Genomic DNA, 22384 nt, shown 5'->3' with positions numbered 1-22384 from the left:
CCATGTCCCCCACGCCCAACCGCTCCGTCCTGCTGATCGAGGATGATCCGGTCCTCGGTGAATCCCTTGTCCAGCGCCTGAACCTGGAAGGCATCCGCACCTGGTGGGGCCGCAGCGCCGCCGAGGGGGAGCGGCTGCTGCGCACGCAGAAGCCCGGGCTCATCGTCTGCGACATGCGCCTGCCCGATGGCAGCGGGGAGGAGCTGCTGACGCGCCTGCTGCCGGAGGTGGGCGGCACGCCGGTGGTGGTGGTGACAGCCTTTGGCGAGGTGGACCAGGCCGTGAGGCTGATCCGCGCCGGGGCGGACGACTACATCGAGAAGCCTTTCCCGCCGCAGGTGCTGCTGGACAAGCTGCGCGCCTTCGCCGAGTGGTCCCCCCCGGCCGAGCCCCAGCGGGAAGGCAGTTCCGGCCAGCCCAACATGCAGAAGCTGGAGCGCGACCTCGAGCGGCTGGCGCGGGTGGACACGAATGTCCTCATCACTGGCGAAAGCGGCGTGGGCAAGGAGGTGGCGGCGCGCCGCCTGCACGAACTGGGCGACAGGGCCGAGGCACCCTTCGTGGCTGTGAACTGCGCGGCCATTCCGGCGGAGCTGCTGGAGAGCGAGATGTTCGGCCATGAGCGCGGCGCCTTCACCGGCGCCGCCCAGCGGCATGAGGGCTTCGCCGAGCGCGCCCGTGGCGGCACGCTTTTCCTGGACGAGATCGGGGAGATGGCGGCCCCCTTGCAGGCGAAGCTGCTGCGCCTCATCCAGGAACGGCGCTTCAACCGGGTGGGCGGCCGGGAAGCCCTGCCACTCAAGGCCCGCATCGTGGCCGCCACCAATCTCGACCTGGAGGCCCGCGTGGCGGAGGGGAGCTTCCGCGAGGACCTCTATTACCGCCTGGCCGTGGTGACGCTGCACGTGCCGCCGCTGCGCGAGCGCCCGGCCGATGTGGAGCGCCTGGCCCAATCCTTCCTGGCGCATTTCGCAAGCGCCTTCCGCCGCCCGCTGCCAACCCTGTCCCGTGCCGCGCAGGACGCGCTGCTGGCGCATAAATGGCCGGGCAATGTGCGGGAGCTGAAGAATCGCGTCGAGCGGGCCATGGTCCTGTCGGATGCCGCGGTGATCGAGGCGTCGGACCTTTTCCCCGGCCGCCAGGAGGCGCCGACGCCCGTCCTGTCCCTGGCCGATGCGCGGGACGCGGCGGAGCGCGACCATATCCGGCGGATGCTGGTCCGCTTCGGCGGCCGCATCGCCGAGACCGCCCAGGCGCTCGGCGTTTCCCGCACCACGCTGTGGGAGCGGATGAAGCGCCTGGGCATCGAGGCCTGAAACATTACAGCCCATCCGCCGCGGAGGGCACCGATCCGGCCCGCCGGGGCCGCGATGTCTAGAGTTCCGGACGAACCGGTGCGGCGCGCGGATGAACTGCCGTTCATGTAATTGAATCGGAACAGCTTTTCCGCTTGGCATGTCGTTTGACTAGCCCTCCGTCACGCCGCCTGGCGATCCGCACCTCCCGCGGGTTCCGGCGGTCCAGATGGAGGATCGATCCTTGTTCACGGGACATCATGCTTCGGCGCCGGAGGGAACGGCGTCATGAGGCGGCTTGCGTTCGACCCGCGCGACGTCATCGGCGGGCTTCTGCTACTGGCCCTGGGGGTCGCAACGGTGATCGGGGGCGAGGAATACGCCATCGGCACCGCGCGCCGCATGGGGCCGGGCTATTTCCCCGTCCTGCTCGGCTATATCTGCGCCGCCCTCGGTCTGGCGGTGATCGCGAAGGGCTTCATCCGCCGCCTGTGGGACGAGGGCGAGATGCAGCTGCCCTCGGTCCGCGCCATCCTCGGCATCACCGGCAGCGTCGCCGCCTTCATCCTGGCGGGCCAGCATCTCGGCCTCGTGCCGGCCATCCTGGCGCTGGTCGTGATCGGTGGCTTCGTCGATCGCGGCAACACGCCCCGCAGCATCATCCTGCTGGCGATCGGCGTGGCCGCAGGCGGTGTCGCCCTCTTCTCCTACGCGCTCGGAATCGTCTTCCGGCTCTTCCCCTGGAGCTACTGAGCATGGACTTCGACAATCTCATCGCCGGGTTCGGGATCGCCCTGACCTTCCAGAATCTCGGCTACTCGCTGCTCGGCGTCTTCGTGGGGAACCTGATCGGCGTGCTGCCGGGCATCGGCCCGCTCGCCGCCATCTCGATCCTGCTTCCTGTCACCTTCGGGCTGGAGCCGACCGGTGCGCTCATCATGCTGGCCGGCATCTATTACGGCGCCCAGTATGGCGGGGCGACCACCTCCATCCTGCTGAATATCCCGGGCGTGGCCTCGCATGCGGTCACCTGCCTGGACGGCCACCCGATGGCCAAGCAGGGACGGCCGGGGGTCGCGATCTTCACCTCGATGTACTCCTCCTTCATCGGGGCCTGCATCGGGATCGTCATCATGATGTTCTTCTCGCCCTTCATGGTGAAAGCCGCCCTCAGCTTCGGGCCGGCGGACTACTTCGCCATGATGGCGCTCGGCCTCATCGCCGCCTCCACCCTGGCCCAGGGCTCGGCGCTGAAGAGCATCGCGATGGTGATCGTGGGCCTGCTGATCGGCGCGGTTGGCACCGATGTGCAGACGGGGCAGCAGCGCTTTACCCTCGGCATCCCCGAACTGTCCGACGGGATCAACCTCGTGGCCGTGGCAACCGGCCTGTTCGGCATCGCCGACGTGCTGGCCAACGTGAATCGCTCCCAGGGTTCGATCCTGACGAAGGGCAAGAACCTGGCGTTGCGCGCCATGTTCCCGACGCGCGCCGAGTTCCGCTTCATGACGAAGCCGATCCTGCGCGGCACGGGCATCGGGGCCATCCTCGGCATCCTGCCGGGCACGGGCGGCACCATCGCCTCCTTCATGTCCTATGCGTTCGAGAAGAAGATCTCCCGCACGCCCAGCCGCTTCGGCAAGGGCGCGATCGAGGGCATCGCCGCACCCGAGGCATCCAACAACGCCGCGGCGCAGACGGCCTTCATCCCCACGCTCACTCTCGGCGTTCCGGGCGACGCTGTCATGGCGCTGATGCTGGGGGCGCTGATCATCTTCGGCATCCAGCCCGGCCCGCGCTTCCCGGCCGAGCATCCGGACATCTTCTGGAGCCTCATCGCCAGCTTCTGGATCGGCAACCTGCTGCTGGTGCTGATGAACATCCCGCTCATCGGCCTCTGGGCGCGGATCCTGCTGGTGCCCTACCGGATCATGTACCCGGCGATCCTCTTCTTCATCTGCATCGGCGTGTACAGCATCAACAACTCGCTGTTCGATGTTGGCCTTGCCATGGCCTTCGGGTTGCTCGGCTATGGCATGAACATCCTGGGCTTCGAGCCGGCGCCGCTGTTGCTGGGCTATGTCCTCGGGCCGCTGATGGAGGAACACCTGCGGCGGGCCATGTTGCTCTCGCGCGGGGACCCCTCGGTCTTCATCGAGCGGCCGATCAGCGCGACGCTGCTCGCCCTCTGCGTCGCCCTGATCGGCTGGAGCGTCTGGTCCGCGCTGAAGCCGAAACCGCCGGAGCTTGCGGTGGCCTGATCCGGCCCATTCCGTGAAAGCACCGCCCGCGCCCGGGCGGTGCTTTTTTTTGCCCGGTGCGCCGTGCCTGGGCCGGGGCCGGGATGGGTGCCGGCCCGGACCGTTCAGCTTTCCGGACAAACCGGCCATCCGAGAGCCGGAGAGCTGAACGCCCCGATCGATCCTGACAGAAAAATTGCAGTCATTTCACCTGGTTGCCGCCAGGGTCCTGTCTGGCAAGGCCTGTGCACTGCAGCCGCCAACCCGCCCGGCCGAACAGGCCGCGAAGCAGGGCTGAGACGGACCGAGACAGGGAAGGAGGATCGGTTGAGAAGGACCATCAAGCTGGACTACGCCGATGCGATCGGCGGCGTCCTCCTCATCGTGGGCGGGATATGGTTTGCCCTCTATGCGATGAACTACGACATGGGGACGGCCCGCCGCATGGGGCCGGCCTATTTCCCCTTCGGCATCGGGTGCCTCGTGGCGCTTTTCGGCCTGGGCTGCCTTTTGGGCGCGCTGCGCCGCGCCGGCGCCATGCCCGTGATCGAATGGCGCCCGTTCTTCGCCATTTGCGGGGCGGTGCTGGCCTTCACGCTGGTGATCGAGCGCTTCGGCCTGATCCCGGCCACCATCGCCCTCGTGCTGATCTCCGCCCTGGCTGACGAGAAGCCGAGCGCGACCGTCACCATCATCCTCGCCGCGGCGCTCTGCCTGGTCGGTGTTGGAATCTTCAGCTGGGGCCTTGGCATCCCCATGCCCATCCTGCGGTGGACCAACTGATGGAACTCTTCTCCAACCTCGCCCTCGGCTTCTCCGAGGCCTTCAGCCCGCAGACGCTGCTCTATTGCTTCATCGGCGTGTTCCTGGGCACCTTCATCGGCGTGCTGCCGGGGATCGGGGCGCTTGCCACCATCTCGATGCTCCTGCCGCTCACCTTCCACGTGCCGCCCACGGCGGCGCTGGTGATGCTGGCCGGGATCTATTACGGCGCGCAATATGGTGGCTCCACCGCATCGATCCTGCTGAACCTGCCGGGCACGCCTTCGGCGGCGGTCGCCTGCCTGGACGGCTATCCGATGGCGCAGAAGGGCAGGGCGGGCGTCGCGCTGTTCCTGACGACCATCGCCTCCTTCGTGGGCGCGAGCCTCGGCATCATCATCCTCACCGCCTTCTCGCCCATGCTTTCAAGTGTCGCGCTGTCCTTCGGGCCGGCCGACTACTTCGCGATGATGGTGCTGGGCCTGGTGGCGGCCGCGACCCTCGCCCAGGGTTCCCCGGTGAAGGGGATCTCCATGGTGCTCGTGGGGCTCGCCCTCGGCATGGTCGGCACGGATGTGCAAACCGGCCAGCAGCGCTTCACCTTCGACATCCCGCAGCTCTCGGATGGCATCAGCCTCGTCGCGCTGGCCATGGGCCTGTTCGGCGTGGCCGAGGTGATCGCCTCCATCCGCCGCATGGGCAGGAACGAGGGCGCGAAGGAGAAGATCACGCTCCGCTCCATGATGCCCACCGGGCAGGACATGAAGCAGTCCACCCTGCCGATGCTGCGGGGCACGGGGATCGGCGCGATCTTCGGCGCGCTGCCGGGCGCGGGCGCCACCATCGCCTCCTTCATCAGCTACGCGGTGGAGAAGAAGGTGGCGCGGGATCCCTCGCGCTTCGGCAAGGGCGCGGTGGAGGGCGTGACCGCGCCGGAATCCGCCAACAACGCGGCGGCGCAGACGGCCTTCATCCCGACCCTCACCCTTGGCATCCCCGGCGATGCGGTGATGGCGCTGATGCTGGGGGCGATGATCATCCAGGGCATCCAGCCCGGGCCGCGGCTGGTCTCCGACCATCCCGAGCTCTTCTGGGGGCTGATCGCCAGCTTCTGGATCGGCAACATCATGCTGGTGATCCTGAACCTGCCGCTGATCGGGATCTGGGTGAAGATGCTGGCCATTCCCTACCGCCTGCTCTACCCCACCATCCTGCTCTTCATCTGCATCGGCGTGTTCAGCGTGAACAACAGCGCCTTCGACGTGCTGCTGGTGATGCTCTTCGGCATCTTCGGGTACGCGATGATGCTGCTGCGTTTCGAGCCGGCGCCGCTCATCCTCGGCTTCATCCTGGGGCCGCTGATGGAGGAGCACCTGCGGCGGGCCATGCTGCTCTCGCGTGGTGACCTGATGGTGTTCATGGAGCGCCCGATCAGCGCGGGCTTCCTGCTTTCCACCGCCGCGCTGCTGGCCTGGGCCGGGTATGGGCTGCTCCGCAAGCGCAAGGCGGACAGCCTGGAAGCGGTGGAGGCCGCCACCCCGGCGGCCGACTTGGCCCGCAGGGCTCCCTGAGGAACGAAGGCGCCTGCCTCCACGGGGGCAGGCGCCTGAAGGCCACGGGACATGCCCGGGAGGTCGGCCCGCTGGTCGCCATCCTCCCGGCCCGCCGGGAAAGGGTGCCGGTGGCTTCCCCCTGCCTACCGCACCGGCCGTATCGCCCGGCGAAGCCCCCGGAGGAGGCTATGTTTCGCGAATGGCTCAAGGATCTCGTCCGGACTTTCGGGATCGAGAACCTCGTTGTCGGCCAGCCATTGCTCGACGGCATTGAGGTCCGGGGTTTCGTAAGGGCACAGCGTCCTGTGCTCCCCGCGCAGTGCCTCGATCGTGGCGATCAGGGATCCCGTGCTCGACAGGCTGCGGGAAATCTCCTCCACGGAGCGCCCGAGATGCTCCGCCAGGAGGCTGTCGCGGATCGCCACGATGTCGGCCTCGATGCCGGCATTGCCGGGCAGGGCGGCATCGATCACGATGTCACATTCGGTATCCAGGCGCATGGAGCGGTTGTTCAGGTTCGACGACCCGACCCGCAGGACCTGGTCATCGACGATCAGGATCTTTGCATGGACATAGATCGGCGCACCGCTTTCCGTGCATGGATGATAGATGCGGAAGCGCCCGTGGGGATCGTGCCGGCGCAATGCCTCGCGTAGCCGCGCGCGCGCCGTATCCATCGCAAGGGGTTCCAGCCAGCCCTGCGCGGAAACCGGGTTGATCAGGACGATTTCCGGCCCGCCAGGTTCCGCGAGGCGGCGTGCAACGGCCTCGGCGACCCGTCGCGAGGCGAAGTACTGGCTCTCGGCGTAGATATGGCGCCGCGCGGACGCGATCAGGTCGAGCCAGAGCTGCTCGACCTCCTGCACGCCTTCGGCGTCGCCGAACTCCGGGCTGGTGCGGGCGATGGCGACGGCGACGTTGCGGAAGCCCGGCCGGAGATCCTCCGGCCAGGACTGGGTGCGATGCTCGACCGGCGGCAGCGGGTCCCCGCCGGCGGCCTGCCATCGGCGCCGCGCGAGCTCGCCCAAGGTGGCGGCGACCGGCCCTTCCAGGGCTGTCGTCGCATCGTGCCAGGGAGGATGCTGGTAGCGGCCTGGATTCCGGCGCCCCGGCTCGTCGTCGCGATGCTGGCGCGTATCCCAGCGGCCGCTCGTGATGTCGATTCCGCCGCAGAAGGCGAGGCTGTCGTCGATCACGATGATCTTCTGGTGGTGGGAGGCGGCGGGGGGATGAGCGCTGTCCAGCTTCAGGGTGATGCGCGGATGCCGCATCCAGCGCAGCACGGTCAGCCAGGTGCTGCCGCGGAACAGGCTTTTCATCGCGCCGAAATCCCAGCGCAGCACGAACACCTCCAGCTCGGGCTTCCGCTCCACCAGCCACAGGATGAAGTCGCCGAGACGGGTGGGCACGCCCGGCAACTCATCCTCCGGTGCCAGGGCGATGCGCGCGTCGAAGTCCCAGCCGATCAGCATGATGCGGCGTTCCGCCGCGAGCATGCCGAAGCGGGCGTTCCGGAAGTACTCGGCCGCGTCGATGATCACCGTCACGCGGTCGGCGGTCGTAATGCGCCAGCAATTGCGTCCTGGCTGGAGGATCGTGCCCGGGAGATGGGTGCCGGCTTGGTCCATGCCCAGGCTCGTCCCCCCGGGCTCGCCGCTTTTCCACATGCTTGCCGTTGCCGTGTTCATGGGATTCAGGACTGCTGCCCGTGCCTGCTGGTCAGGTTGGAACATTCACATGCCGTACCGTTTCCGTCACTTGCCGGCCCCGGGCCGCCGGTGCCCGGCCCAGGAGCGATCGCCGCCGGGCGCGTCGAACAGCGCGACGCCTTACGATAGGCCCGGCATGTCCGTGCCCGGCGCGGATGGCGGCATCCCGGGGGTTGCCGGCCCCCTGGCCCGGGGACGGTCCGTGAGCAAACGCCCGATACCGGCCGCGGGAACATGCCCCCCGATCACATGATCGCTGATGCCGGTGGCGTGGCAGGGCCGCATCAGGCACGGCCCTGCCCGCGGAATCGAACGGGAGGGATCCGCTACCGCGGGGTGATCCGCCAGACCGTGTTCGATAGGTCATCGGCGACGATCAGGGCCCCGCGAGGGTCCACTGTCACCCCCACAGGCCGGCCTCGCGCGTTGCCTTCGCCATTCAGGAAGCCGGACACGAAGTCGATCGGTTCCGCGGCGGGCCGGCCATCGCGGAACGGCACGAAGACCACCTTGTAGCCGGAGGGCACGCTCCGGTTCCAGCTTCCGTGCTCGCCGACGAACACCCCGTCGGCGAAGTTCGTCCCCATCGCCGGGGTGGAGAAGGCCACGCCGAGCGCGGCGACATGCGCCCCCAGGCTGTAGTCCGGGCGAATGGCCGCGGCGACCTTCTGCGGGTCCTGCGGTTGCGCGCGCGTGTCGACATTCTGGCCCCAATAGCTGTAGGGCCAGCCGTAGAAGCCTCCCTCGCGCACGGAAGTCAGGTAGTCCGGAACGAGATTGGGGCCGATCTCGTCCCGTTCGTTCACCACAGCCCAGAGCTGGCCCGTCCCGGGCTGGATGGTCAGGGCGGTGGGGTTGCGAAGGCCGGTTGCGTAGGGCCTGTGGGCTCCCGTCTGGGCGTCGATCTGCCACACCATCGCCCGGTCAACCTCGGCCACCATCCCACGCTCGGTGATGTTGCTGTTCGAGCCGATGCCGACATAGAGGAAGCGGCCGTCAGGGCTGACGGTCATCGCCTTCGTCCAGTGGTGGTTGATCGCCGAGGGCAGGCCTGCGACCACTGTCGGCGGCCCGCTCGCCTGGGTCTGGCCGTCACGGTAATCGAAGCGCACCAGCGAATCCTGGTTGGCTACGTAGATGGCGCCATTGGCCAGCGCGAGGCCATAGGGTGCGTTGAGGTTGTCCGCGAAAACGCCTTGCGCCTCATAGGTGCCGTCGCCATCGCTGTCGCGCAGCAGCGTGAGCCGGTTGCCGCCCTTCGCCGAACTCTTCCCGAGGCTCTTGATGAAGCCGGCGATGATGTCCTTGGGGCGGAGCGCAGGCGCGTTGCCGCCGGAACCCTCCGCGACCAGGATGTCGCCATTCGGTAGGACAAGCGTCTGGCGTGGGATCCGGAGATCCGTGGCGATCGCCGTGATCGTGTATCCCTCCGGTACCGTGGGCCGGTCGTTGCCCCAGTTCGCCGGCCTCGGGATCGTCATGCTGGGCAGCAGGCCCCGCTGCGGTTCCGGCAGGTTGGGCGTGGCGCCGTATTGCTGCGGGCCGGGGTCGCCGTCGCAGGCGGACAGGGCGATCGCGGCGATGCCGATCAAAAGAATCGAGCGCATCAGTGCACCTCTCTGGCCTGAAACCCGGCATAACCGATCCAGGACGCGACAAGCGCCAGGAGTGACGTGATCCCCGACAGGTAGAGACCCTCCGGCATGGTCGCCCAGGCGTCCTTTGCGTGGACCAGGGCATTGATGAAACCCAGGGCCCACATGGCCAGCAGCACGACGAAGTAGGCGATCGAGCGCCCCGTGCGTGGCCTTGCGCTGCGGAACAGGTTCACCAACGCCCAGAGCACCACGAAGGCACCGACAAGCAGGCCCCCGGCGATCAGCCAGGACGAGAAATTGGCCCATTGCACCTGGTAGGTTGCCGAATAGGCAAAATCGCTGGCCAGCGCCCCCAGGAACAGGGGGAGGGGGAAGGCGAGAAGGATCGCGTGAAGCGGATGGATTGGCCTCAGGACAGCTGGCGCGGATGTGGCAACCACAACATTTCCTCTCCTCCTTGGGGCAGGCCAGGTGACCTGCTTCCGGTAAGGGCGCGTTGGGGCAACGGAGAAGTGGATAAAATGTTTCCGGGGGCTTCCGGGCCGTGCGGGAGCGGTGGCCGCCAGGAGTGCGCGACGGAACGGCATCCGGGAAAGCGGCGCGGAAGGCACCCCGCCGGACCGGCCGGCCGATGCTCGGGCCGGAAGGGAACGGCGTGGCGGTTCCAGCAACGAGCGTGCCGGGCGCCATCCGCGCCTGCCTGCTCGTCCTGCCGGGGATGCCCCTCGACAATCTATGGTCCTCTTCCGGAAGTCCTGTGATACCTCTCCTGCGTCATCGCATTGAGGCGGAAGAGCATGGCAGGAAAGCAGCGCAATCAGCCCACCCAGGCGAGCCGATCCCAACCCGCCCCGACGATGGCGCCAGCGGCCCCGCCCGCGCCCGCGCCTTCTTCCGGGCTGTTCGGCATCTCCTGGTGGCTGCTCGGGGGCGCCTCCATCGGTGTCGTGCTCCTGGTGCTGGGCTGGTCCCTGGCGCTGTCCCGCGGCGGCCGCCTGGAGGACGCCGAGGCCGGGCGACGGGCCGAGGCGGCGCGCGCTGCCGAGCTGGAGAACACCCTCGGCCAGGAGCGCCGCGCGGCCGGCGATCTCGCCGCGATCACGCAGCGGACGGAAGCGGCCCGCTCCGCAGGCGTGGCCGCCGAGAACCGGAACCGCGAACTTGCCGCGAGCGTCGCGCAGGCGGAAGCGCGGATGGCGGAACTGGGCCAGCAGGCCGAGGCCGCTCAGGGACGTGTCGCGGCGCTGAGCGGGCAGGCCGAGCAGGCGCAGCAATCCCTGACGGAACGCCAGGCGGGCTTGACCGAGGGCGAGAGGCAGCTCCAGGGCCTGCGGGAAGCGGCCGCCGCGGCAGAGGCCGAGCTGGCGACGCGCCGTGCGGCCATGGCCCAGGCGGAGGCACGCCTGGCCGAGGTCACCCGCTCAGCCGAGGCAGGCGCCCAGCAGCTGCGGGCTGGCGAGGCACGGGTTGCCGAACTGGCCAATGCCGCATCCCAGGCCGAGGCGCGGCTGGCGGAACTGCGAAGCGGCATCGAGGCCGCCGGCGCGGCGCTGGCGGAGCGCCAGGCCGGGGTGGAAGCGGCGCAGGCCCGGCTGGGCGAGCTGAGCACGGCCGTGGCCGCCGCTGAGCAGCGTGTCGCTGCCGCGGGAAGGCAGGCCGCCGAGCTCGATGAGCGCACCGGCACGCTGCGCCGCCAGGTCAGCGAGGCCGAGGCCGCCCTGCAGGCGCAGCGGCAGGCTGCCGCTGAAGCGGAGCGGCAGCTTGCCGGGCTGCGCGAGGCTCTCGGCGCGACATCCTCCGAGTTGGCGGCCCGTCGTGCGGAGGCCGATGCGGCCTCTGCCCGCGTGCAGGAGGCCGGACGCGCGGTGGAGCAGGGAACGACGCGGATCCAGGCCCTGCAGGGCCAGGCAACGGCGCTGGAGGCTGATCTTGCGAATGCCAATGCCGGGCTTGAGCGTCTCCGCGCCGAAGCGGCCGAGTTGGAGCGCGTGATCGCCGAGAGGCGGCGGTTGCTGGCCGCCCCGGATTCGGAGGAGGCTCGCCAGGCTCCCCAACGCTGAGACCGGCCAGCCCGGCGCGGCCGGAGCCGCGCCGGGACCGTGCGCCGGCACCAGGGGGGCGGATCGGGAGCGCCTGCGGCCGGAGGTGGCCAGCGGGCGGCATCCGTGGTGACAATGGGCGAGGAGGCCCCCGCCGCTTCGGTCACAGGGGCGGCTTGGAGGCCTGAGCTTGGCGGGACATGTCCTCGGTTGCGACTTCCTCGTGATCGGCGCCGGCTCGGCCGGCTGCGTGCTGGCCAGCCGCCTTTCTGAGAATCCGGGACATCGCGTGGTGCTGCTGGAAGCGGGCGGCAGGGACAGCGACCCGCTGCTCCGCATTCCCGCCGCCGTGGGACGGAACGTGTCCGCGCCGCAGCACAACTGGAACTACGAGAGCGAGCCGGAGCCGGAGCTGAACGGAAGGCGGATCTTCTGCGCCCGCGGCAAGGTGCTGGGCGGCTCCAGCTCCATCAACGGCATGATCTACATCCGCGGCCATCCCCGCGACTTCGACGACTGGCGCCAGCGGGGCTGCACAGGCTGGTCCTATGACGAGGTGCTGCCCTTCTTCCGCAAGGCGGAGCGGAGCGAGCGCGGCTCGGACGATCACCATGGCGATCAGGGCCCGCTGCATGTGAGCCTGGGCCGCCCGGTGCCCCCGATCTGCGAGGCCTTCCTCACCGCCGCGGCGGATGAGGGCTATCCGGTGCATGTGGATTTCAACGGCGCCAGCCAGGAGGGCTTCGGGCATTACGACCTGACCACCCGCCGTGGCCGGCGCTGGAGCACGGCCAGCGCCTATCTGCGCCCGGCCATGAAGCGGCCGAACCTGACGGTGCTGACGCGCGCGGAGGTGCAGCGGCTGGTCCTGGAGAATGGGCGCGTGGCGGGCGCCGAGATCCTGCGGGATGGCGCGGCGATGCGGATCGAGGCGGGGCGGGAGACGATCCTCGCGGCCGGCGTGTTCAACTCCCCCAAGCTTCTCATGCTGTCGGGCATCGGCCCGGCGGAGCACCTGGTGGAGCATGGCATCCCCGTGCGGCTGGACCGCCCCGCCGTGGGCGGCAACCTGCTGGACCACCTGTCCTACCGCATGCACTACGCCTGCCGCGGGCCGGTCACGGCCTATGCCCATACAAGGCCGCTCCGCGGCGCGAAGGCCGTGCTGGACTACGCGCTCTCCGGCCGCGGCATCATCGCCAACACGCCCTTCTCCACCGGCGGCTTCTTCCGATCGAGCGACGATCTGGACATCCCCGACATGCAGCTGGGCATGGCCATCGGCCTCATGCCCGCGCGCGGCCACCTGCCGGAGCGGGAGGGATTCACCGTGACGGTCCGGCAGGGCCGTCCGAGCAGCCATGGCACGGTGCGCCTCCGCTCGGCCGATCCGGGCGCCGCGCCCGTGATCGCCCCGCGCTATCTCAGCAACCCCGCCGACCTGCCCGTGCTGGTCCGCGGGATACGCCGCATCCGCCGCGTGCTGCAGGGCCCGGCCCTCGCGCCGCATATCGAGGGCGAGCTGGTGCCAGGGCCCGAGGGCGACGGGGATGAGGGGCTGATCGCCAGCATCCGCGACGTGGCGAACACCACGCATCATTTCGTCGGCACCTGCCGCATGGGCGGGGATCCGGATTCCGTCGTGGATCCCGCGCTGCGCCTGCGCGGCGTGGAGGGGCTGCGCGTGGCTGATGCCTCCATCATGCCTGTCCATATCAACGGCAACACCAATGCCGCGACCATCATGATCGCGGAGAAGGCGGCCGCCATGATCGCCGCCCGCTGGGCGCGCGGCTGAGGCGGCCCGCCCGAAACCGGTGGCGCCGGCCGCCGGCCGCGGGATAGGCTTCGCGGTGTAACGCTGCCGAAAGGGTTGAATGGATGGATCGTCGCTCATTGCTGAAGGGCACCGCCACCTTCGGGGCCGCGCTGGCCGCGCCGGGCATCGCGCTCGGCCAGGCCCGCACGCTGCGCTTCGTCCCCCAGATCGACCTGGCCTTCCTGGATCCGCACTGGACCACGGCCAATGTCACGCGGAACCACGGCTTCATGGTGTTCGACACCCTCTACGGGGTTGACGAGAACTTCGCCGCCCATCCGCAGATGGCCGAGGGCCACAAGGTGGAGGATGACGGCAAGCGCTGGACGATCCGCCTGCGCGAAGGGCTGCGCTTCCATGATGGCGAGCCGGTGCTGGCGCGGGACTGCGTGGCAAGCATCCGGCGCTGGGCCGCGCGCGATGCCTTCGGCGGCGCGCTGATGCGCGCCACCGACGAACTCTCCGCGCCGGATGACCGCACGATCGTCTTCCGCCTCAAGAAGCCCTTCCCGCTGTTGCCGGACGCGCTGGCCAAGACCACGGCCATGATGTGCGCCATCATGCCCGAGCGCATCGCGCGCACCGATCCGGGCACGCAGATCAGCGAGGTGATCGGCAGCGGCCCCTATCGTTATGTCACTGGCGAGCGGCTGCAGGGATCCCGCAACGTCTATGCCCGCTTCGATGGCTACCGCCCGCGCGAGGGCGGCCCGGCGCTCGGCACGGCCGGGCCGAAGGTCGTGCATTTCGACCGCGTGGTCTGGACCACCATCCCCGATGCCTCCACCGCCGCGGCGGCCCTGATGGCGGGCGAGCAGGACTGGTACGAGCAGGTGGCGCACGACCTGAAGCCCATGCTCGCCCGCGCGCGCGGCGTGCGCCTGATGGTGCAGGAAGAAACCGGCACCATCGGCATGCTGCGGCCGAACCACACCCAGGCGCCCTTCAACAACCCCGAGATCCGCCGCGTGCTGATGCGCGCCATCGACCAGGCGGCCTACATGCAGGCCATCGTGGGCGATGACCGCGATTCCTACCATGTGCCCACCGGCTTCTTCTGCCCCGGCACGCCCATGGCGAGCGAGGTGGCGCTGGACCCGCTGCGCAACACGCCGGACTTCGAGGCGGTGAAGCGCGACCTGGTGGCGGCCGGCTACAAGGGCGAGAAGGTGGTGCTGCTGGTGCCCACGGACTACGTCACCATGAAGGCGATGGGCGACGTGGCCGCGGACATGCTGCGCCGCGTCGGCGTGAACCTGGACTACCTGGCCACGGACTGGGGCACCATGCTCCAGCGCCGCAACAACCGCGGCCCGGTGGAGACCGGCGGCTGGAGCCTGTTCGTGACGAGCTGGACGGGCACGGACTGGATCAATCCCGCCACCCACATCTCCATCCGCGGCGTGGGCGCCTCCGGCTATGCCGGCTGGAACGAAAGCCCGCGGCTCGAGGCGCTCTACAGCGCCTGGTTCGATGCCCCGGACCTCGCCGCGCAGCAGGCCGTCTGCCGCGACATCCAGCGCGTCTGCATGGAGGAGGTGCCCTACTACCCGTTGGGCCAGTTCAAGCAGCAGACCGCCCTGCGCGGGCTGCGGGACCTGCAGCCCGGCTTCACCAAGTTCTGGGGCGTCCGCGCGGCCTGAGCCGGGCGGCCCGGCGCCATGCCAGGCGCCGGGCCCATCCGGGGTGGCTATGTGCCTTCCGGGCCGGGGCGCGTATGCTGGCCCGGAAGGGGCGGGGCCGCCCGGCTGGAGATTGCATGGCGCTGGTCAAGACATCCGCACTCACCCGGGGCAGCGGCGGCGCGCCGGCCACCGGACGGGAAAGCCCCCCGCAAGCCCCGCAGCCCACTCCCGCGGCAACGGCCGCCCGGCGTTCGGTGGACCGCTCGCGGGCCCGCCGGCAGAAGGCGGCGGAGCGGGTCGGCGCGGCATCGGAGCAGCTGGCCGCGGGCGTCGTCGAGGCATCCGCGGCGGCCGGGCAGCTCCGGCGCGCGCTGGAGCAGATCGCCTCCGCCGCCGAGGAGGCGGCCGGCGCCACGCAGGAAAGCCAGGGCACGATCAGCAGCCTGGGCGCCGCCTTCGTCCAGGCGAAGGAGCGGGCCGATGACTCCCGCCGCGTGACGGCCGCGCTGCAGTCCCTGCTGGCCGAGGTGGGCGCGCAGGTCGAGCAGTCGGCGGCCTTCGTGCAGGACCGCGCCGCGCGCCAGCTCCGCTCGGTGGATGTGGTGGCGGTGCTGGAGGGGCAGGCGGCGCGGATCGGCGAGATCACGGCGGTGGTCGGCGAGATCTCCGACCAGACGAATCTCCTCGCCCTCAATGCCGCGATCGAGGCGGCCCGCGCCGGGGAGCATGGCCGCGGCTTCGCCGTGGTCGCGGAGGAGGTGCGCGCCCTGGCCGAGGTGTCGGAGGCGAGCGCGCGCGACGTGCAGGGGCTCGTCTCCGGCATCCGCGACGAGGTGCGCGCCATCGCCGGCCGCATCCGGGCGGCCGCCAGCGCGGCGGAGGATGACAGCCGGGACGGGCGCGCGGTGGTGGCCAGCCTCGACGCCGTGCGGACGGGGATGGGCGTGATCATGGAGCAGGTCCAGGCCATCCTGTCCGCCGCCCTGGAGGCCGATGCCGGCGCCCGGGAGGCGCAGCGCGGTGCCGAGCAGGTGGCCAGCGCGGCCGAGGAGCAATCCGCCGCCAGCACCGAGGCCCAGCGGGCGGTGGAGCAGCAGGCCGTCGCGCTGGAGGGAAGCCAGCAGGCGGCCCAGGCCCTGGCCGGGATGGCGGAAGCCCTCCAGGCGGAGAGCGCCGGCAATGCCGGGGCGGAGGAAGTGGCCTCGGCCGCCGAGGAGCTGTCCGCCACCGTGCAGGAGCTGTCCGGGGCCGCCGGCCAGATCATGACGGCGCTGGGCCAGATCGCGCGCGGGGCGGAGATCCAGGCCGCCGCCACGCAGCAATCCTCCTCCGCCATGGCCCGGATCGAGCGCGCGGCCCTTGCCACACGCGGCGCCGCCACCGAGGCGGTGCAGCGCTTCGAGGCCCTGGCGCCCGGGCTGGCCGAGGGCGCCAGGGGCGTGGCCGGGCTGAGCGGAAGGCTGGAGGCCGCCCTGCAGGAAGGGGAGGCCGTGTCCGGCCTCGTTGGCGGGCTGGAGGCTGCCCGGCGACGTATCGAGAAGATCGTGGACGCCATCGCCCTGGTGTCCGTGCAGACGAACATGCTGGCCGTCAGCGGTTCCGTGGAGGCGGCGCGGGCCGGCGAATCCGGCCGCGGCTTCGCCGTGGTGTCCTCGGACATCCGCGAGCTGGCGCGCGACGCCTCGGGTAATGCCGACCGGATGAAGGATGTGGTGCGCAACATCCGCGACCAGGTGGATGTGGTGCGCCGCGACCTCGACACGGTGGCCGCCGCCTCGCTGGGGGAGGCGGGCAAGATCCGCACCCTCGCCGAGCGGCTCGCCGCCGCTGAGGCGGAGCTGGCCGCGCTGCGTGCCGGCGGCAACGAGATCCTGGCCAGCGCCGACATCGTGCTCGGCGCGGTGCGCGAGGTGATCGGCGGCACCCAGCAGATCGCGGCCGCGGCGGAGGAGGCCAGCAGCGCCGCCACCGAGGCCTCCTCCGCCGCCCGCCAGCAGGCCAAGGGCGTGGAGGAACTCGCCGCCGCCATCGAGGAGATCGCCAGCCTCGCTGACGAGCTCCGGACGGGGGGCTGAGCCCGTGGCGGCGCCGGCGCGCCCCGCGATGGCGGCCGGGGGTGCCCAGGCCCTTACGGTGACGGTGTCCGGCCAGGCCATGGCCCTGCCCGCGGGGGCGGTGCAGGAGGTGCTGCGCCCCCGCCCCCTCACGCGCGTGCCGCATGCGCCGCCCGGCCTGCTCGGCCTGATCAACCTGCGCGGCGCGGTGCTGCCGGTGCTGTCCCTGGCACGGCTGGCGGGGCTGGAGGCGTCGGTTCCATCGCACACGCCATCGCAGGCGGCGCGCATCGTCGTGGTGGACGGGCGGAGCCGCGTCGGCCTTCTGGTGGATTCGGTCTCGGCGCTCGGCGGCGCCGGGGATGCGCGGCCGGTGGAGCTGGACGCGCTGCTGGCGCAGGGATCCGGCGCCCTCGCCCGGCGCGGGGACGCGCCGCGCGGCGCCTCGCCCGCGATGGCCGCGGCGCCGGTCCCCGAGGCTGCCGGGGCTGCGGCGCAGGAGATGGCGCTGATCGCCTTCGTCCTGGCCGGCCAGGAATACGCCCTGCCGCTCGACCGTGTCCTGGCGGTGGCGCGCCTTCCGGCGGAGGTGACGGTGGTGCCGCGCACCGGCCAGGCCATGCTGGGCGTCACCGGCTTTCGCGGCGGGTTGCTGCCGCTGGTTTCCCCGCACGCCCTGCTCGGATTGCCGGCGGGGGAGGGTGGGCGCGATCGCGCCCGCATCCTCGTGCTGCGGCTGGGGCCGGCCCTGGTCGGGCTGGCCGTGGATCGGATTGCGGCCATCCTGCGCCTGCCCGAGGGGGCGATCGATCCCGTGCCGCCCGTGCTCACGCGCGGAACCGGGGAGGCGCGGGTGGAGGCGATCGGCCGGCTGGAGGGTGGCAGGCGGCTGGTTTCCATCCTGTCCCCGGCGCGGCTTTTCGATGACGAGACGGCGTCGCGCATCCTCGCCGACGCGAAGGAGGCTGGCGAGATGGCCGGAAGCACGGGCGAGGCGGCCGAGCAGTTCGTCGTGTTCCGCCTGGGGGACGAGCATTACGGCCTGCCCATCGGCGCGGTGGAGGAGGTGGCCCGCCGCCCGGAAAGCCTGACGCGGGTGCCGCGCGCGCCGGCCTTCGTGGAAGGCGTGATGAATCTCCGGGGCAGCGTGGTCCCGGTGATCGACCAGCGCCGCCGCTTCGCCGCGGGCGGCACGGCCGAGGAACGCGCCCGGCGCATCGTCGTGGTCACGATCGAGGGGCTGCGGGCCGGCTTCGCCGTGGATGCGGTGACGGAGATCCTCTCCCTCCCCGCCGCGTCCATGGCCGCCGCCCCGGATCTGGCCGCCGGGGATGCCGCCGTGATCGACCGGATCGCGACGGTGGAGCGGGACGGGCGGATGATCCTGCTGGTCGATCCAAGGGCGCTGCTGAGCGGCGCCGAGCGCGACCTGCTGGCCGCCATCGCCGCGAAGGCGGCGGCAAAGGCCGCCCCCGCCCCGTGATCCGTCTTCTCGTGGTGGATGATTCCGCCTTGATGCGCCGCCTGCTCGGCGCGGTGTTCCAGGCGGCGGGCGGTTTCGAGCTGGCCTTCGCGCGGGATGGCGCCGAGGCGCTGGAATTGCTGCCCAGCTTCCGGCCGGATGTGGTGACACTGGATGTGAACATGCCGCGCATGGACGGGCTGGCCTGCCTGGACCGCATCATGCTGGAGCGGCCCTGCCCGGTGGTCATGGTCTCCTCCCTCACGGAGGCGGGGGCGGCGGAGACGCTGATGGCGCTGGAGATGGGCGCCGTGGACTTCATCGCCAAGCCGCGCGGGGCCGTATCCCTGGGCATGGACGAGTTGGCGCCGCTCCTGGTGGAAAAGGTGCGGGCGGCCGCCGGGGCGCGGCTGCGCCGGAGCCACCGGCTGGCGGAGCGCGTGCGCCTGCGCGCCGGGCTGGCGCCGGCTGGCCTGCGGGACGCCGCGCCGGATCTCGCCGCCCCGCGCCGGGCCGCGCCGGCCCCGGTTCCTTCCCCGGCTCCTTCCCCGGTCCCCGCCCGGGGTGGTGGCGCCCCGGCCGAGCGCCTGGTGCTGGTGGGCTGTTCCACCGGCGGGCCCGCGGCGCTGGATGCGCTGCTCGCGCCGCTGCCGCGGGGCTTTCCCTGGCCGGTCCTGGTGGCCCAGCACATGCCGGCCGCCTTCACCGGCCCGCTGGCGCGGCGGCTGGACAAGCTCTGCGCCCTGGACGTGCTGGAGGTGACGCGGCCCATGCCGCTGGTGCCGGGGCAGGTCTATGTCGGGCGGGGCGATGCGGACATCATCCTGGGCCGGCGTGCCGGCGGGCTGGTGGCCCTGGCGGCGCCCGCCCTGCCGGAGCATCGCTGGCATCCCAGCGTGGACCGGATGGTGACGAGCGCGCTGTCGCACCTGCCCGCCGCTGGCCTGGTCGGCGTGCTGATGACGGGGATGGGGAATGACGGCGCCGCCGCCATGGCGCGGCTGCGGGCCGAGGGCGGCCGCACCATCGCGGAGGCGGAGGAAACCGCCATCGTCTGGGGAATGCCGGGGGAGCTGGTGCGTGCCGGGGGCGCGGATGCCGTGCTGCCGCTCGGCGCGATCGCCGGCACGCTGATCGGCTGGGCCTCGTGAGCGAGGAGGGCGCGCCGCTGAGCGCCGAGGACCTGCAGCGGCTCTGCGACTTCCTCTATCGCCGCACCGGCATCTCCTATGGCGAGACCAAGCGCTACTACATCGAGCGCCGGCTGGCGCAGGGCATGGAGCGTTCCGGCACGCCCTCCTTCCAGTCCTATCTGGCGCTGCTGCGGGCCAGCCCGCCCGAGGCCGAGCGGCTGATCAACAGCTTCACGGTGAACGAGACCTATTTCTACCGCGAGGAGCACCAGCTCCGCTGCCTCGGCAGCTCCCTGCTGCCGGAGATCGTGGAACGGCGCGGCGCGGGCGACCTGGTGCGCCTCTGGTCCATGCCCTGCTCCACCGGCGAGGAACCCTATTCCATCGCCATCTGGCTGCTGGAGAACTGGCCGCTGGTGGATGCCTACAACATCGAGATCGTCGGCTCCGATCTCGACACCGCGGTCCTGGCCGCCGCGATGGAGGGCCTTTATGGCGAGCGTGCCCTGGCGCGGCTGCCCGGCGATCTCGTCGCCCGCTATTTCGAGGCACCGCGCGGGGCCCGGCGGCGGATCATCCAGGACCTCCGGGAATCCGTGCGCTTCACCGATGCGAACCTGGTGGATGCCGGCAGCATGGCCGCGCAGGGGCAGTTCGACGTGGTGTTCTGCCGCAACGTGCTCATCTATTTCGACGACGAATCGCGCCAGGCGGCTTCGCGGAACCTCTTTGATGCCCTGAATCCTGGCGGTTTCCTCTGCCTCGGCCATTCGGAGTCCATGGCCCGCATCTCCGGCCGCTTCACCTTGCGCCGTTTCGAGGATGCCATCGTGTACCAGCGCCCCCATGAACCGGCGGTGGCCCCGTGAGCGAGCTGCTGGAACAGTTCCTGATCGAGGGGCGCGAGCTGGTGCAGCAGGCCACCGAGGACCTGTTGGCACTGGAGCGCGACCCGGCGGACGCGGCGCGGCTCGATGGCGCCTTCCGGGCCGTGCACACGCTGAAGGGCTCGGTGGCGCTGTTCGACCTCGGGCCGATGGAGCGCGCGCTGCACGCGGCGGAGGACCTGCTGGATGCGCTGCGGGCCGGCCGGCTCCGCGCCGGGCGCGGCGTGATCGACCCGCTGCTGGACTGCATCGGTGCTAGCGAGGCCTGGATCGAGGCGCTGGACGCCGAGGGGCGCCTGCCCGGGGATGCGGCGGAGCGCGGGCGCCGGCTGGAGGAGGCGCTTCGGGCCTCGCTGGGGGGCGATGCGGCATCCACCGCCGCGCCGTCCCCGGCGCGCGATCCGGAATGGCTGCGCGGCCTGGCCGTGGCGGAGGCGGCGGCCCTGGCGCAGGCGGGGGCCGCCGGGCAACGCGTCACCGCGCTGCGCTACGTGCCGGCGCCGGATTGCTTCTTCCTGGGCGACGACCCGATGGCGCTTCTGCGCGCCGTGCCCGGGCTGATCGCCCTGCGCCTGGGCGCGCGTGAGCCCTGGCCCGGGGGATCGGCGCTCGATCCCTTCGCCTGCAACCTGGTGATCGAGCTGCTGAGCACCGCGGCGGAGGAGGAGGTCCGGCAGGTCTTCCGCTTCGTCGCGGACCAGGTCGAGACGGGCGAGGTTGCCTCGCCCGGCCCTGCGCGGCCCGCCCCGGCGGAGGAGCCGGCCACCGGGGGCGGCGCGGGGCGCAGCCTGCGGGTGGAAGCGGGGCGGATCGATGCGCTGCTGGGCCTGGTGGGCGAGCTGATCGTGGCCAAGAACGGGCTGGCCCATCTGGTGGCGCAGCTGGAGGGGGCCGATCCGGGCCTGGCGCGGGCCTTCGGGGAGAGCCGGGCCGGGATCGAGGCCCTGGCCGAGGCGATGCACCGCGAGGTGCTGGGCCTGCGCATGGTCCCGCTGGCCCGGAGCTTCCGCCGTCTGCCCCGGCTGGTGCGGGAGGCGGCGGCCGCGCTGGGCAGGAACGTGGCGCTTGAGATCCGGGGCGAGGCGGTGGAGGCGGACAAGGCGATCGTGGACGGGCTGTTCGATCCGCTGCTGCACCTGCTGCGCAACGCCGTGGACCATGGGATCGAGGATCCGGCGGCACGGGCGGCGGCGGGCAAGCCCGAGGCGGGGTCGATCATCCTGGAGGCCTGGCAGGCGGGCGGGGGGATCGTGGTGGAGGTGCGGGATGACGGGCGCGGCATCGATCCGGCGCGTGTGCGCCGGGCCGCGAAGGAACGGCGCGTGATGCCGGAGGCGGCGATCGACGCGCTGGACGACGAGGCGGCGATACAGCTTGTGTTCCAGCCCGGCTTCTCCACCGCCTCCGCCGTCACGGCGCTCTCCGGGCGCGGGGTGGGGATGGATGCGGTGCGGGCAGGGGTGGAGGGGCTGGGCGGCCGGGTTTCCCTGGCCAGCCGGCCCGGCGCCGGCTCGGCCATCCGGATGCTGCTGCCGCAGGGCGCGACGGTAACCACCGTCCTGCTGGTGCGGCTGGGGGCGGAGATGTTCGGCGTGCCGATCGGGGCGGTGGCGGAGACGGCGCGCATCCCGGCCGGGCTTATCCTGCCCCTTCGCCAGGGGGAGGCCTTCGTGCTGCGGGACCGGACCCTGCCGCTGATCCGCCTGCCCGCGCTGCTGGACCGCCCGGCCACGCCGCGTGGCGACACCGCGCGGGTTCTGGTGGCCGGCGCCGGGGCCGGCCGGGTGGGGCTGGAGGTGGATGGCTTCGCCGGGCAGGCGGATGTGCTGCTACGCCCGCTGGAGGGGTTGCTGGCGGGGATGCCAGGGCTTCTCGGCACGGCCATGCTGGGGGATGGGCGGGTGCTGCTGGTGCTCGACCTGCCCGGGCTGATCGGATGAGCGTGCGGCTGGACGGGGCGGTGATCCGCCTGGAGGGCGAGTGCCGGGTGGAGGATGCGGAGCCCCTGCTCTCCCTCCTGCAGGAGGAGGCGGGCCGGGTGGTGGACCTCTCCGCCGCCGGGCGGCTGCACGCGGCAGTGGTGCAGGTGCTGCTGGCCCTGCGCCCGCCCCTTTCCGGCGAACCCGCCGATTCCTTCGCCGCCCGCTGGATCACCCCGCTTTTGGCAACGGCCCGGCCGGGCTAAGGTGAGGACAGGAACGGCGTTTG

The 22384-nt window shown here is 71.3% G+C and carries 18 protein-coding genes; 14 read left to right on the top strand and 4 right to left on the bottom strand.

All coding sequences use genetic code 11. The annotated features are described in order from the left end of the window. Positions 1 to 2: 2 nt before the first annotated feature. From J8J14_RS11380 to J8J14_RS11360, 5 genes are all read left to right on the top strand, one after another. Positions 3 to 1316, top strand: coding sequence for a sigma-54-dependent transcriptional regulator (locus J8J14_RS11380; protein ID WP_209379623.1), 1314 nt, complete (start codon positions 3 to 5; stop codon positions 1314 to 1316). A 267-nt stretch (positions 1317 to 1583) separates the two neighbouring features. Further along, positions 1584 to 2048 (top strand): tripartite tricarboxylate transporter TctB family protein, encoded by a 465-nt coding sequence (locus tag J8J14_RS11375; RefSeq protein WP_209379622.1) that lies wholly within the window; start codon positions 1584 to 1586, stop codon positions 2046 to 2048. Positions 2049 to 2050: 2 nt separating this feature from the next. Continuing rightward, positions 2051 to 3556, top strand: coding sequence for a tripartite tricarboxylate transporter permease (locus J8J14_RS11370; protein ID WP_209379621.1), 1506 nt, complete (start codon positions 2051 to 2053; stop codon positions 3554 to 3556). 306 nt (positions 3557 to 3862) lie between these two features. Further along, a complete protein-coding gene (locus tag J8J14_RS11365) occupies positions 3863 to 4318 on the top strand; it encodes a tripartite tricarboxylate transporter TctB family protein (RefSeq protein ID WP_245215668.1) in 456 nt (151 codons plus the stop codon). Next, on the top strand, positions 4318 to 5868 hold the full coding sequence (locus J8J14_RS11360; protein WP_209379620.1) for a tripartite tricarboxylate transporter permease: 1551 nt from the start codon (positions 4318 to 4320) through the stop codon (positions 5866 to 5868). The genes J8J14_RS11365 and J8J14_RS11360 overlap by 1 nt, the downstream gene beginning before the upstream one ends. A gap of 125 nt (positions 5869 to 5993) precedes the next feature. Here the strand turns inward: J8J14_RS11360 and J8J14_RS11355 are convergent, their stop codons facing one another. The 4 genes from J8J14_RS11355 to J8J14_RS11340 all read right to left on the bottom strand — a co-directional run bounded on the left by J8J14_RS11355 (position 5994) and on the right by J8J14_RS11340 (position 9597). After that, entirely contained in the window at positions 5994 to 7538 is a 1545-nt protein-coding gene (locus J8J14_RS11355; RefSeq protein WP_245215667.1) for a phospholipase D-like domain-containing protein, read from the bottom strand. 141 nt (positions 7539 to 7679) lie between these two features. Beyond that, complete coding sequence (locus J8J14_RS11350) at positions 7680 to 7844, bottom strand: DUF411 domain-containing protein (RefSeq protein ID WP_209379619.1); 165 nt, start codon at positions 7842 to 7844, stop codon at positions 7680 to 7682. A 41-nt stretch (positions 7845 to 7885) separates the two neighbouring features. Continuing rightward, positions 7886 to 9166: a PQQ-dependent sugar dehydrogenase gene (locus J8J14_RS11345; protein ID WP_245215666.1), complete on the bottom strand. Its 1281-nt coding sequence runs from the start codon at positions 9164 to 9166 to the stop codon at positions 7886 to 7888. Continuing rightward, positions 9166 to 9597 carry a DUF2231 domain-containing protein gene (locus J8J14_RS11340; protein ID WP_209379618.1) on the bottom strand — a complete coding sequence of 144 codons (432 nt, stop codon included), beginning with the start codon at positions 9595 to 9597 and terminating at the stop codon, positions 9166 to 9168. Before J8J14_RS11340 ends, J8J14_RS11345 begins: the two co-directional genes overlap by 1 nt. A gap of 417 nt (positions 9598 to 10014) precedes the next feature. On the opposite strand from J8J14_RS11340, the gene J8J14_RS11335 reads away from it, so the two are divergent. The 9 genes from J8J14_RS11335 (at position 10015) to J8J14_RS11295 (ending at position 22361) form a co-directional block, all read left to right on the top strand. Beyond that, on the top strand, positions 10015 to 11217 hold the full coding sequence (locus J8J14_RS11335; protein WP_209379617.1) for a coiled-coil domain-containing protein: 1203 nt from the start codon (positions 10015 to 10017) through the stop codon (positions 11215 to 11217). Positions 11218 to 11386: 169 nt separating this feature from the next. Then, complete coding sequence (locus tag J8J14_RS11330; RefSeq protein ID WP_209379616.1) at positions 11387 to 12994, top strand: GMC family oxidoreductase; 1608 nt, start codon at positions 11387 to 11389, stop codon at positions 12992 to 12994. Between the two features lie 83 nt (positions 12995 to 13077). Continuing rightward, positions 13078 to 14658 (top strand): ABC transporter substrate-binding protein, encoded by a 1581-nt coding sequence (locus J8J14_RS11325; RefSeq protein ID WP_209379615.1) that lies wholly within the window; start codon positions 13078 to 13080, stop codon positions 14656 to 14658. Between the two features lie 236 nt (positions 14659 to 14894). Further along, on the top strand, positions 14895 to 16715 hold the full coding sequence (locus J8J14_RS11320; RefSeq protein WP_209379614.1) for a methyl-accepting chemotaxis protein: 1821 nt from the start codon (positions 14895 to 14897) through the stop codon (positions 16713 to 16715). A 4-nt stretch (positions 16716 to 16719) separates the two neighbouring features. Continuing rightward, the gene (locus J8J14_RS11315) at positions 16720 to 18177 is read left to right on the top strand and encodes a chemotaxis protein CheW (protein ID WP_209379613.1); all 1458 of its coding nucleotides are present in this window, start codon (positions 16720 to 16722) and stop codon (positions 18175 to 18177) included. Then, positions 18174 to 19307 (top strand): chemotaxis-specific protein-glutamate methyltransferase CheB, encoded by a 1134-nt coding sequence (gene cheB, locus J8J14_RS11310; RefSeq protein ID WP_209379612.1) that lies wholly within the window; start codon positions 18174 to 18176, stop codon positions 19305 to 19307. The genes J8J14_RS11315 and cheB overlap by 4 nt, the downstream gene beginning before the upstream one ends. Beyond that, positions 19304 to 20158, top strand: coding sequence for a CheR family methyltransferase (locus J8J14_RS11305; protein ID WP_342452434.1), 855 nt, complete (start codon positions 19304 to 19306; stop codon positions 20156 to 20158). Before cheB ends, J8J14_RS11305 begins: the two co-directional genes overlap by 4 nt. After that, positions 20155 to 22116 (top strand): chemotaxis protein CheA, encoded by a 1962-nt coding sequence (locus tag J8J14_RS11300; RefSeq protein ID WP_209379611.1) that lies wholly within the window; start codon positions 20155 to 20157, stop codon positions 22114 to 22116. Before J8J14_RS11305 ends, J8J14_RS11300 begins: the two co-directional genes overlap by 4 nt. Then, on the top strand, positions 22113 to 22361 hold the full coding sequence (locus J8J14_RS11295) for a hypothetical protein (RefSeq protein WP_209379610.1): 249 nt from the start codon (positions 22113 to 22115) through the stop codon (positions 22359 to 22361). The genes J8J14_RS11300 and J8J14_RS11295 overlap by 4 nt, the downstream gene beginning before the upstream one ends. The last annotated feature ends 23 nt before the right edge of the window (positions 22362 to 22384 follow it).

Source organism: Pararoseomonas baculiformis, assembly GCF_017813395.1.
In the GTDB taxonomy this organism is placed as follows: Bacteria; Pseudomonadota; Alphaproteobacteria; order Acetobacterales; family Acetobacteraceae; genus Roseomonas; species Roseomonas baculiformis.
This window is presented reverse-complemented; position numbering and strand designations above follow the sequence as displayed.

Excerpts from the sequence above, each read along its gene's own strand:
- J8J14_RS11380 (WP_209379623.1), top strand. The coding sequence starts at position 3 with ATGTCCCCCACGCCCAACCGCTCCGTCCTGCTGATCGAGGATGATCCG.
- J8J14_RS11375 (WP_209379622.1), top strand. The coding sequence starts at position 1,584 with ATGAGGCGGCTTGCGTTCGACCCGCGCGACGTCATCGGCGGGCTTCTG.
- J8J14_RS11370 (WP_209379621.1), top strand. The coding sequence starts at position 2,051 with ATGGACTTCGACAATCTCATCGCCGGGTTCGGGATCGCCCTGACCTTC.
- J8J14_RS11360 (WP_209379620.1), top strand. The coding sequence starts at position 4,318 with ATGGAACTCTTCTCCAACCTCGCCCTCGGCTTCTCCGAGGCCTTCAGC.
- J8J14_RS11355 (WP_245215667.1), bottom strand. The coding sequence starts at position 7,538 with ATGAACACGGCAACGGCAAGCATGTGGAAAAGCGGCGAGCCCGGGGGG.
- J8J14_RS11350 (WP_209379619.1), bottom strand. The coding sequence starts at position 7,844 with ATGCGGCCCTGCCACGCCACCGGCATCAGCGATCATGTGATCGGGGGG.
- J8J14_RS11345 (WP_245215666.1), bottom strand. The coding sequence starts at position 9,166 with ATGCGCTCGATTCTTTTGATCGGCATCGCCGCGATCGCCCTGTCCGCC.
- J8J14_RS11335 (WP_209379617.1), top strand. The coding sequence starts at position 10,015 with ATGGCGCCAGCGGCCCCGCCCGCGCCCGCGCCTTCTTCCGGGCTGTTC.
- J8J14_RS11325 (WP_209379615.1), top strand. The coding sequence starts at position 13,078 with ATGGATCGTCGCTCATTGCTGAAGGGCACCGCCACCTTCGGGGCCGCG.
- J8J14_RS11295 (WP_209379610.1), top strand. The coding sequence starts at position 22,113 with ATGAGCGTGCGGCTGGACGGGGCGGTGATCCGCCTGGAGGGCGAGTGC.